Genomic DNA, 11,510 nt, shown 5'->3' with positions numbered 1-11,510 from the left:
GGACACGGTCAGTAGGACAAAGCTTGTTTAAGTTCTTTAAATGCTCGACGGCTCACCTCGATTGGCTCAGCCATATCTGCTAACTTCACATAGTGCTGCTGCCCTTTTGAGTCCAATGCTTGAATGGCCTTACGCTTAACTAAGGTACTGCGATGCACTTGGACAAAGTAGTTAGGGTACTTTTCCAGTAAGTTTTTCAACGAGTGATCCACTAACACCTGTTTGCCACACGCTAAGGTAAGCTTACTGTATTTGCCATCGGCTTGCGCCACCACAACCGAATCTAGCTGTAACTGGCGCAGCTCACTGCCCACCTGATAACCAATAAGTTTGCTAGTTGGAAAAATGGTAGTGAGTAATGTCGCGAGCTTATCTGCCGCCAAAGGTTTGACCAAGTAGCCGTTGGCGTGCAGCTCGAAAGCTTGTAAAGCAAACTCAGGGTGGGCGGTAAGAAAAACCAGCTTAATTCGAGGGAAACGTTGTCGCAACTGCTGAGCAAAGCTCACACCATCTTGCCCCGGCATTGAAATATCAATGAAAACCAGTGCCGCGGAGTGGCGCTCAAGTAGGGCGTCGGCTTCTGCGGCACTGCCCGCTTCGCCAACACATGAAAACCCCTGATGGTCAGACATCATTCTTTTAACACGCGCTCTGGCTAAGGGTTCATCGTCCACTACAAGGTAGTTAATGGTCATGATGACAAGGGGATCTTAAAATGCACAATAAAGCTATCTTGTTGTGGCTGCGCTGTAAAGTCAACCGCCTGACCGTACTGTAAATACAACCTACGACGAATGTTATCCAGGCCTATGCCATGACCTTGGTGGGCGAGCGGCTGCTCGAGATTAAAGCTATTTTTAACGCTGATACACAGCATTGCCGCGTTTGTTGCTATCGTTACTTCGATATCTGCACCGTTTGGGCTCGGCTCGACACCATGGATCACCGCATTTTCAAGTAGAGGTTGCAATATTAAACTAGGAATACGTTGTTCATCAAGTCCCGGCTCCACCTGCCATGTCACTCGTAACCGCTCAGCAAAACGCCACTTTTCTAATTCTATATAAGATTGACACAGTGCAATTTCATGGTTGAGTGTGACTGCAGCTTTGTTGGCCATGGCGGCTTTTGACAGCTCAGCTAAATTCAGTGCGGCCTGCTCCGCCGCTTTGCTATCCACGTGGCAGAGCTCTGCCACGGTATTTAATGCGTTGTATAAAAAGTGCGGTCGGATCCGTGCCTGTAATGCGATTAACTCGGCCTCAGACAGTGCTTTAACATTACCCATGTTATCTCGGTAGATCGCGAGAAAATGCACAAACAGGGTTACCACAGCAATACAAATTGCCATATTGCGGCCCACGTCAAGGGTAAAGCGGCCGTCATCAATAAAACCGAGCAACGCAAAGGCACTAGGCACCACTAGGCTCGTTATGGCGCTACAGCTTACAAACACACTGATCACTAAAATGGCTTCCTGCCAATCCGGTAAACGTTCACAGAAACGCTTTAACAGCGACAATATGGCCAGTGCACAAAACGCGGTAAAATGAATAAATAAACTGGTGAGACCGAGAGATTGCCAAAATGGCAGATTGCCTGCGAGGGTGTAGATAAAGGCTAGGAGCTGCGAGGTGACCAGCAGCGCTAGCACACCTCGCTCATTTAATAATGCAGATAACAACCGAATAGACGTTGCCATCGGCTCGGCTCCCTACCTGAGTTCAACCGGAACGGCAAACACAACGTTCTCTTCTTGGCCTGGGTTTTCTACCACCTCTTGACCGCCAAGATCTTTAAGGCGAGAAATAACTTGTTGCACCAACACTTCTGGCGCTGATGCTCCGGCAGTAACGCCAACTTTAGCCACTTCGGCAAACCAGCTTTGGTCAATCGAGCTGGCGTCATCAATTAGATGAGCTTGAGTTCCCATCTTCACTGCCAGTTCACGCAAGCGGTTTGAGTTAGAGCTATTTTTTGCCCCCACAACCAGCAGTAAGTCGACTTTATCGGCCAAGTCGCGTACCGCATCTTGGCGGTTTTGCGTGGCATAGCAAATATCGTCTTTACGCGGGCCACTGATGTTAGGAAACTTAGCACGTAAGGCATCGATAACATCTGCGGTGTCATCCACAGACAAGGTAGTTTGACTGCAATAAAAAAGGTTATCAGGATTCTTTACTTGCAGCTTAGCCACGTCCTCAGGTTGTTCTACCAAGTAGATCCCGCCCTCAGCGTTATCATACTGGCCCATGGTACCTTCAACTTCGGGGTGACCATTATGACCAATCAGAACACACTCAATGCCTTTGCGGCTCGCGCGAGTGACTTCCATATGCACTTTTGTAACCAACGGGCAAGTGGCATCGAACACTTTTAACTCGCGACGTTTGGCCTCATTGCGCACTTGCTGAGAAACCCCATGGGCGCTAAAAATAACAATGCTGTCATCAGGCACTTCATCGAGCTCTTCAACAAACACTGCGCCACGTGATTTCAGGCCATCCACAACGTATTTGTTATGCACCACTTCGTGACGTACGTAAATAGGCGCGGTGAAAATATCCAGCGCGCGTTCGACAATACTAATTGCACGGTCGACTCCAGCACAAAAGCCTCTTGGATTGGCCAGCAAAATCTCCATTAGTTTTTCACCTCAAGGATTTCCACTTCAAATGTCACTCTTTGCCCAGCTAAAGGGTGATTAAAGTCGATGGTCACAGAGTCACCAGCAACCTCTCTCACCAAACCAGGTAGCTCAGTACCATCCGGTTGAGTAAAAGCGATAATGGTGCCAACCTCAGCTGGGGTGTCGGCGCCAAATTTGCTTCTATCGACGTAATAAATATTATCTGGGTTAGGCTGCCCAAAGGCATCTTCTGGCGCCAGCTCAAATGATTTTTCATCACCGGCCTGCAGCCCTAATAAACACTTTTCAAAGTTCTCTGTGAGGCTACCATCGCCCATAAATAACTTTGCCGGTTTATTGTGGACTTTGGTTGAATCAGCAGCCGAGCCATCTTCCAATTTGATAGAAAAGTGGAACAATACTTCCGATTTTGCTCCAATAACTTGTTCACTCACGAATTTTTCTCCTGTGGCTGATCACCACTGGTAAATGCATCGAAAATTAGTAGTGCAGCACCGCCTACAATCGCCATGTCGGCTATGTTAAAGGCGGGATAATGCCAATCTTGGTAGTAAAAATGCAAAAAGTCGATGACGTAACCATGGATGATCCTGTCATACAAATTGCCTACTGCACCACCTAATACCATGGCGTAAGCCATGCCGAGCTTCCAGTTTGAAGCAGGCAGTTTGCGTAACCAAAATACTAAAAGGGTGCTAATAACGATGGCAATGGCACTTAAAAAATAACGTTGCCAACCACCGGCATCACTTAAAAAACTGAACGCCGCACCATAGTTATGCATGTAGGTTAGGTTAAAAATAGGCAGAATGTCGATAGACTCATACAGCTTCATCTCAGCCATCACTAGTGCTTTTGTCAGGTAGTCTACTGCAAACAGCAGTAGACTTAACCATAACCACACTAGACCACTTTTGCGTGTCGTTTGTGTCACGTTTTACTCCTAGGCAAATTGGCGCTGCTCGCCTTCGCCTTCAACGTTACTAATACAGCGGCCACAAATGTCTTGATGCTGTTCATGCTGACCAACATCATCACAATAATGCCAACAACGCTCACACTTTTGTGCGTCAGTCGCTGCAACCTGGATGAACAGTCCTTCAATCTCCGAAGCCACAGTGCCGTCAGGCTGACTGTCTACCACTTCAACCTTTGCTTTTGAAGTCAGTAATACGAAACGCAATTCTTCACCGATCGCATTGAGCTGCTCGGCTAAGTCGCTGCCTGTGTATAGGGTTACTTCTGCTTGCAAAGTGGCACCAATCACCTCTTCTTTACGAGCATTTTCTAATACACGGTTAACTTCGTCACGCACAGCAAGAAGGTTTTGCCAGTAGTCATTGTCTAATGAACCGGTAGTCGCCCCCTCAATGGCATCGTACCAAGTATCAGCAAACACAAAGTCACCACGTTCACCTGGTAGCACTTCCCAAATCTCTTGGGCAGTGAAACTCATGATCGGTGCCATCCAACGAGTCATGGCTTCTGCAATATGATACAAGGCAGACTGACATGAACGACGGGCATGACTGTCACTTTTCGCTGTGTATTGGCGATCTTTAATCACATCTAAGTAGAAAGAGCCTAGCTCACCAGTACAGAAGTTCATCAGCTTTTGTGTCACTTGTAACATCTGATACTTGTCGTAAGCTGCGGTGATTTCTGTTTGTAATTGCGCAGCACGGGAAACAATCCAGCGATCCAGCTCAACCATATCTTCAATGGCAACCAAATCGGTTTTCGGATCAAAACCACTTAAATTAGCTAACAAGTAACGGCTGGTGTTACGAATACGGCGATAACGGTCTGCAGAGCGCTTGAAGATTTCATCCGACACCGTCATTTCAGCGCTGTAATCACTTGAAGCCACCCATAAACGCAAGATATCAGCGCCCAGCTTATTCATCACATCTTGTGGCGAGATAACGTTACCCAGTGATTTTGACATCTTGCGGCCATTCTCATCCACAGTAAAGCCATGGGTAAGGACTTGTTTGTAAGGCGCATGGCCATTAATCGCCACCGACGTCATCATCGATGACATAAACCAACCACGGTGTTGGTCAGAGCCTTCCAAGTAAAGGTCCGCCGGTCCGCTCAGTTCTTCTCGAGCATCCACAACACAGGCGTGTGTAACACCAGAATCAAACCAAACATCAAGGGTATCTTGTACTTTAATGTATTGCTCAGCATCAGCTTCGCTTAGCAAAGTACTTGGCTCGAGGTCATACCAAGCTTGAATGCCTTTTTCTTCCACCAACTTGGCGACGGCTTCAATCAAAGACTCGGTATCTGGGTGTAAATTGCCGGTGTCTTTGTCAACAAATAAAGCAATTGGCACACCCCAAGTACGTTGACGTGAAATACACCAGTCAGGACGACCTTCAACCATGTTGGCAATACGGCTTTCGCCCCACTCAGGTAGCCACTGTGTCTTTTTAATTTCGTTCAGTGAATCGGCACGCAGATTCGCTTGATCCATGCTAACGAACCACTGTGGTGTGGCACGGAAGATAATCGGTGTTTTATGGCGCCAACAATGAGGGTAACTGTGCGTTAGCGCTTTATGACGTAGCAAAGCGCCCTTCTCAGTCAGTACCTCGATAACATTATCGTTGGCTTTAAATACGTGCTGGCCTGCAAACAGCGGTGTGTCAGGTAAGTAAACGCCATTTGCCCCTACTGGGTTTGCCACTTCAAGACCATAATCTAGACCGGCACTGAAGTCTTCCTGACCGTGTCCTGGAGCGGTATGTACGATACCGGTACCTGAATCAGTGGTGACGTGCTCACCAAGAATAACGGGGACATCAAAATCATAGAATGGGTGACCCACACGGAGGTTTTCGAGTGCTTCACCTTTGACATAACCCAACACGTGGTAATGCTTAAAGCCAAAGCGATCAACGGCGTCGTTAACCAGCTCTGAGCCCAGCACTAAACGCTGCTCTTGGCCTTCGTCTTCAATTTGTACCAGAGCATATTCAAGGCCACCATGAACGGCAACCGCGCGGTTAGCAGGCAGAGTCCACGGTGTGGTGGTCCAAATTGCTGTGCTTACTTGGCCTTTGCCTTCATGCCCTGCAGCCAAATCAAAAGCAGCGATTACCGCAGCTTGATCAACAAAGGTAAACTTAACGTCGATAGCAGGTGACTGTTTATCTTGGTATTCGACTTCGGCTTCTGCCAAAGCTGATCCACAATCTGTACACCAATGGACCGGCTTAGCGCCTTTGTGCAGGTGACCATTTTTGATGATGCGACCTAATACACGAATGGCATTGGCTTCAAAGTCAAAGTTCATGGTCAAATACGGCTTGTCCCAATCGCCTAACACACCTAAACGTTTAAAGTCTGTTTTTTGCCCTTCAACTTGCTTTTTCGCGTATTCACGGCACTTTTCACGGAACTCAGCAACCGATACTTTTTTGCCAGGCTTACCGACTTTCTTTTCTACTTGCAGTTCGATAGGCAAACCATGACAGTCCCAGCCAGGCACGTAAGGTGCGTCAAAATCGGCAAGGGTTTTAGATTTAATAATAATGTCTTTGAGGATTTTATTTACTGAGTGACCAAGGTGAATATTACCATTTGCATAGGGAGGACCGTCATGCAAAATAAATGGCTTTTTACCTTGTTTCGCTGTGCGGATCTGACCATATAGATCAGCTTCATACCATTTTTTTAGCATCTTTGGTTCGCGTTGCGCCAAATTACCACGCATCGGAAACTCGGTTTCCGGAAGATTTAAAGTATGTTTGTAGTCGCTCATTTATCCTACTTTCCGTATCGGCTACGTTAAAGAAAAACACTGTTTAGCTGCGCTAACATCGCGGCTGATTTGCTCTGTAAGCTGAGACAGTGTTTCGAATTTTTGTTCATCGCGAAGCTTTTCTATGAGCTCCACTTTCATAAATTGACCATAAATGGTCTCACTAAAGTTAAACAGGTGAACTTCTAATAAAGCTTTAGTCCCATTTAACGTCGGTTTGTTACCTACATTGGCAACACCGTAATAACTCTGTTGCTTCACTGTCGCTTTCACTGCATACACCCCTTTTACCGGACTAACCTGCCGTTTAAGGGCGATATTGGCCGTGCGAAAGCCCAGCTCTCTGCCTTTTTTCCAACCATGAATGACACGGCCTGAAATGGCATATGTATGACCTAACATTTCGTGAGCTTGGTTTAAGTCGCCAACCGCTAAGGCTTGGCGCACCAATGTGCTACTGACACGGCAATCTTGCTTGCGAAAACTGGCCGTATCTTTCACTTTCATACCCAAAGGCTCGCCCACTCGCTTTAGCATGGCAAAGTCCCCGGCGCGCTCACGGCCGAAACGAAAATCGTCGCCGACAGTCAATGCCTTAGTGCCAAGCTTAGCAACTAACACCTGTTTTATAAATTGCTCTGCATCTTGCGCGGCAAATTTACTGTTAAAGTTAACGCAAATAACCCGCTCAATTCCGAGCTCTTTTAATAACACCAGTTTATCGCGCAATCGCGTTAACCTGGCAGGTGCTCGGTCTTTGGCAAAAAACTCAAGCGGCTGTGGCTCAAACAACATCACCGTACTCGGCAATTGGTAGTGTTTTGCGTCGCTTATGAGCCCCTTCAAAACCTCTACATGTCCAAGATGAACTCCGTCAAAGTTTCCAATCGTCAACACGCAACCGAAATGATGCGGTCGAATATTATGGATCCCTCGGATTAGTTGCATAGTGCTCGTGCCTTTGTGCAGCAAATATCAAAGAGCCCGATTATACCCAAGTTAGTTGAAAATGCGAATCAAGCCTCTTTGATTGTGTGTAATCTAATACCCAAGCAGTAAAGTAAACCAAAGTAACTCACCATTGCCACCGCCATTAGGCCACTAAGCAGTGTAATTTGATCCACTAAGCTCCAGCTAAGCCAAGCAAACTGAATACTGAGATAATACACTCCAGTGGCCATGCACAGAGCAGCAAAAAGACACTTAAAGGTAAACTGTAATGAAAAGGCGCTGAACTGATAAACCTGTTGCTGTGACAACCTGCGGTATAATAGCCAAGCATTGCACGAAGCCGACAGCGAGGTGGCCAGTGCTAACCCCAAATAGCCAATAAATGGCGCTAAAATCAAATTAAACACCATGTTTAAAACCATGGTGATAATGCCGATTCTTACTGGGGTTTTGGTGTCTTGACGAGCATAAAACCCCGGCGCCAACACCTTAATCAACATAAAGCTCAATAAGCCGACGGAGTATGCTGCAACTCCCATGCTCACCTTGTCTATGTTATCTGCATTTTGTGACACAAACTCACCGTGGCCGAACAGCACCGCAATAATAAGTGGGCTAATCACCATTAGACCCAGCATGGCCGGCAAACCAAGAAAAATAACAAACCTCACTCCCCAGTCTAGAGTTTTTTGAAAGTCCTGCAGCTTTTGCCCTGCGTGCAACTTAGACAATGCCGGTAAAATCACCGTAGCAATACCGATACCAAACAAGCCTAATGGAAATTCAATTAAGCGGTCTGAGTAATACAACCAAGCAATAGATCCGGTCACTAAAAAAGAAGCAATCACCGTATCGAGCAGCAGGTTAATTTGACTTACCGACACCCCAAACATGGCGGGGATCATCAGTTTTCTTACTTTGCTAATTTCCGGGCTATGCCAAGCAAACTTGGGCCGGCTTAAGACGTTCAGTCGCAATAAGAAAGGCAATTGAAACAGTAACTGCACCACGCCACCGATAAACACGCCCAGTGCCAACGCGTAGGCGCCCTCGCTAAAGGTATCGTGCAACAAAATAGCGCAAGAGATAATGGCCACATTCAGCAACACAGGAGTAAACGCTGCGGCTGCAAAGCGGTTGTAAACATTGAGCACAGCGCCACTGAGCGCAACCAAAGAAATAAAAAATAAATAGGGAAAGGTTAATTTCAATAGTGCGCTGGCCAAAACAAACTTTTCAGCATCCCCGCCACCTTGCCACCAATCAATAAACCAGCTGGTGCCAAACAGTGCCGCAATCACTGGTGAGCCAATGACCCCAAGCAAGGTCACCAGCAGTAAAATGGTTCCTAGCGTACCTGCCGCTTGGGCCACAAAAATACGCACCTTATCGTCACCGTGCTGCTCTTTTATTTCAGACAGCACTGGCACGAAGGCTTGGGCAAACGCCCCTTCGGCGAATAGTCGACGTAAAAAGTTAGGAATGCGGTTGGCAAACAAAAAAACGTCCGCGGCGAGTCCAGCACCAAGTAAATTGGCCACCACGGCATCGCGAACCAGCCCCAAAATACGCGATATCATGGTCATGGCACTGACAATCATGCCTGATTTGAATAACCCTTTTGCCACCTTAACTCCTTAATTCTGTGAATTGCGGCAAATTATGCCACAGACACAGCGCATTTAGCACTAGGCGCAGTCTTTCAGCTTTGCTACAATAGCGCCATTAACTGAGGTATGCCGATTTCACTTGTGGGATCTTGGGCTAATACCGATTCGCTTAATTAAGTGGTCCATTTGAGGCAAGAAAATTCTGTCGATAACAAGGCGAAAATTTTGCTATTTAGTTGTTCTAAATAAGAAATTTTTAACGCAGTTAGCGTCAAATTTACTCCCTCAAATTGAGCAAGTATTAATGCGGATTGGTATAATACTTTAGTTCAAACCTGAGATGTTCGAGGCACTTAGAGAGGAATCTTTCCTCACATAATAAGTATCTGTTGGGATATTACGGGTGTACTTAATCCAAGACTGCGATGGTTGCTTTCGCGATAAGCCAAGCCTTTCACAGTCAGGTTAAGGATAGAGAATAACCCAAGTGGTATCTTGGGTAATGAACATTAGGCCGCGCTTGTTAAATTTTGATTGACTTTTGCGATTAAAACAGGCATATTCCTCGGCCTTTAAATTAAGCTTATTTTAAGATTGTTAGGAGCAAACCTTGGCTAACATCAAGTCTGCAAAAAAACGCGCTATCACTAGCGAAAAGCGTCGCAAGCACAACGCAAGCCGTCGTTCAATGATGCGTACATACTTCAAAAAAGTAATCGCTGCTATTGAAGCTGGTGATAAAGAAGCTGCAACTCAAGCATTTGCAGTTGCAACACCTATCCTAGACCGTTACGCAACTAAGGGTCTAATCCACAAAAACAAAGCTGCTCGTCATAAGAGCCGCCTAGCTGCTAAGATCAAAGCGCTTTAATTTGTTGCTGGATTGAAAAAACCGACGTTTAGTCGGTTTTTTTATGCCTAAAACTCCCCCCACCGGCAAACTCTTTGTCAGCAGGGATACATCTATTCTAAGCGTTATGCTATTTCTAAATCTGGATAGAACTTTTTCAGCATGGCGGCAATTTTCTTCGGTGAAAATGGCTTAACCACAAACCCCTTAGCACCACGCTCAATGGCGTCTTTGACGTTATCCACCGTGGAGTGAGCCGATACCATGACAACATTTATGTTGGGGTTGATATCATTTAAGGTCGCGATCAGCTCTTTGCCATCACCGTCGGGTAACTCTATGTCTAAAAAAACAATATCAAAATGTTCTTCTTCACAAGACTTTACACACTGTGTTGCGGTTGACGCTTCCTTAACATGATCGATGCCAATATGCATGAGTGTTTGATGCAAAAAGCTGCGAACTGTTCCTACATCATCAACAATTAAAATCGAGATACTTTGATCCATAGTCCTTTCCCGTAGGCTGTCGTGTAAAAGTGCGCTATTATATTCAGCATAGAAGTATTATAGAGACCTGCAACTAAAAGGCTACTTTAAGCATGGCAAAACCATCAAAAAAACAATCGCTTTTAGGCCAAGCTCAGCCACCTAAAAAAAAGCGCCCCAGCAACAGTAAAAACCGCCGACCGTCACCTCAGCAAGCCGCTGCAATAAAAGCACAACAAGCTGCCGCCTTGCAAGCACAACAGGCTGCAATGGAGTCAGAGAAGCCCAAAAGTAAAACAAAATGGCTAGTTGCTGCTGTTTTAGCTGTTGTGTTTATACTGTTCCCTAAGCCTCAGTTAATTACCTATGAAAAGCTTGGCTTAGTGGCTGAAAGTGTATACTGGCCAGGACTGCCAGGGGTTAGCCCAATGCTATTTGATTCTAACCTGCATGCCAAATCTGCCCTGGATCGCAACACTCTATATCTTTGTCACGATTTAAAAAATCCAGACAGCTGCCAAAAGTATAAAATCATCAAACAACAAGGTTTTATAGCGGCCATGATGAAGTTGGTGTCAGGCTAACAGATAACAACTGACAAGCCATAAACACGCTAAGAGGTGATATCGCATTACCTCTCCCCTCTTCTCTACGACAAGCATTTGCATGCTCCCTCTGCTATTAACAGCCACTCACCACACTTCCTATATGGCGCCTTTCTCTTTTCAAGCATGAGGAAAAACTTACTCCTGCAGTGCTACTTCCTAACAAGGGTATCCAATTCTTATATCAATCCGCTTAGTTAAGTGGTCTATTTGAGGCAAGAAGGTGGCTTAGAGAAATTTGCAAACTAACACAGTGGGTGGGACTCGAATCGAACCGTCGAACCGTCGAACCGTCGAACCGTCGAACCGTCGAACCGCCTCCCTAGGGTGACAGGCCGCTATTCCCTAAGGCAAGAGTTAACCAACTGAACTACCACGTTTTCTAAGGTACAAACTCAAACGTACAAGCGAAAGAGTAAAGCTAAAAACTTTGAAAGAATTTTAAAAAAGGGAGAATTTATAATCAGTTTGCTTGGAGGAATTTGCAAACTGGCGGAGTGGACGGGACTCGATCCCACGTCTCTCAGCCTGACAGGCCGCTATTCCCTAAGGCAAGAGTTAACCAACTGAACTACCACGTTTTC

General features: G+C 46.0%; 11 protein-coding genes. 2 read left to right on the top strand and 9 right to left on the bottom strand.

Annotated features, from left to right (window positions below):
- Positions 1-8: 8 nt before the first annotated feature.
- The 8 genes from ACNKW2_RS15645 to murJ all read right to left on the bottom strand — a co-directional run bounded on the left by ACNKW2_RS15645 (position 9) and on the right by murJ (position 9,001).
- Entirely contained in the window at positions 9-695 is a 687-nt protein-coding gene (locus ACNKW2_RS15645; protein ID WP_419149392.1) for a LytR/AlgR family response regulator transcription factor, read from the bottom strand.
- Positions 692-1,702 carry a sensor histidine kinase gene (locus tag ACNKW2_RS15640; RefSeq protein ID WP_419149391.1) on the bottom strand — a complete coding sequence of 337 codons (1,011 nt, stop codon included), beginning with the start codon at positions 1,700-1,702 and terminating at the stop codon, positions 692-694. The genes ACNKW2_RS15645 and ACNKW2_RS15640 overlap by 4 nt, the downstream gene beginning before the upstream one ends.
- A 12-nt stretch (positions 1,703-1,714) precedes the next feature.
- The gene (gene ispH / locus ACNKW2_RS15635; protein WP_419149390.1) at positions 1,715-2,644 is read right to left on the bottom strand and encodes a 4-hydroxy-3-methylbut-2-enyl diphosphate reductase; all 930 of its coding nucleotides are present in this window, start codon (positions 2,642-2,644) and stop codon (positions 1,715-1,717) included.
- Positions 2,644-3,084: an FKBP-type peptidyl-prolyl cis-trans isomerase gene (gene fkpB, locus ACNKW2_RS15630; protein WP_336566948.1), complete on the bottom strand. Its 441-nt coding sequence runs from the start codon at positions 3,082-3,084 to the stop codon at positions 2,644-2,646. Before fkpB ends, ispH begins: the two co-directional genes overlap by 1 nt.
- Entirely contained in the window at positions 3,081-3,584 is a 504-nt protein-coding gene (lspA, locus tag ACNKW2_RS15625) for a signal peptidase II (RefSeq protein WP_336566949.1), read from the bottom strand. The genes fkpB and lspA overlap by 4 nt, the downstream gene beginning before the upstream one ends.
- A gap of 9 nt (positions 3,585-3,593) precedes the next feature.
- Positions 3,594-6,422, bottom strand: coding sequence for an isoleucine--tRNA ligase (gene ileS / locus ACNKW2_RS15620; protein ID WP_419149389.1), 2,829 nt, complete (start codon positions 6,420-6,422; stop codon positions 3,594-3,596).
- A 21-nt stretch (positions 6,423-6,443) separates the two neighbouring features.
- Positions 6,444-7,370, bottom strand: a complete 927-nt coding sequence (ribF, locus tag ACNKW2_RS15615; RefSeq protein WP_419149388.1) for a bifunctional riboflavin kinase/FAD synthetase — start codon at positions 7,368-7,370, stop codon at positions 6,444-6,446.
- A 68-nt stretch (positions 7,371-7,438) separates the two neighbouring features.
- Entirely contained in the window at positions 7,439-9,001 is a 1,563-nt protein-coding gene (gene murJ, locus ACNKW2_RS15610) for a murein biosynthesis integral membrane protein MurJ (RefSeq protein WP_419149387.1), read from the bottom strand.
- A gap of 592 nt (positions 9,002-9,593) precedes the next feature.
- On the opposite strand from murJ, the gene rpsT reads away from it, so the two are divergent.
- Complete coding sequence (rpsT, locus tag ACNKW2_RS15605; RefSeq protein ID WP_336566954.1) at positions 9,594-9,854, top strand: 30S ribosomal protein S20; 261 nt, start codon at positions 9,594-9,596, stop codon at positions 9,852-9,854.
- 104 nt (positions 9,855-9,958) lie between these two features.
- On the opposite strand, the gene ACNKW2_RS15600 is transcribed toward rpsT, so the two are convergent.
- Positions 9,959-10,342 carry a response regulator gene (locus tag ACNKW2_RS15600; protein WP_419149386.1) on the bottom strand — a complete coding sequence of 128 codons (384 nt, stop codon included), beginning with the start codon at positions 10,340-10,342 and terminating at the stop codon, positions 9,959-9,961.
- Positions 10,343-10,434: 92 nt separating this feature from the next.
- Here ACNKW2_RS15600 and ACNKW2_RS15595 point away from each other — a divergent pair, with 92 nt between their 5' ends.
- A complete protein-coding gene (locus ACNKW2_RS15595; RefSeq protein ID WP_419149385.1) occupies positions 10,435-10,905 on the top strand; it encodes a hypothetical protein in 471 nt (156 codons plus the stop codon).
- Positions 10,906-11,510: the final 605 nt, after the last annotated feature.

Origin of the sequence: Pseudoalteromonas 'SMAR' (assembly GCF_048515945.1) — a bacterium.
GTDB lineage: Bacteria > Pseudomonadota > Gammaproteobacteria > Enterobacterales > Alteromonadaceae > Pseudoalteromonas.
This window is presented reverse-complemented; position numbering and strand designations above follow the sequence as displayed.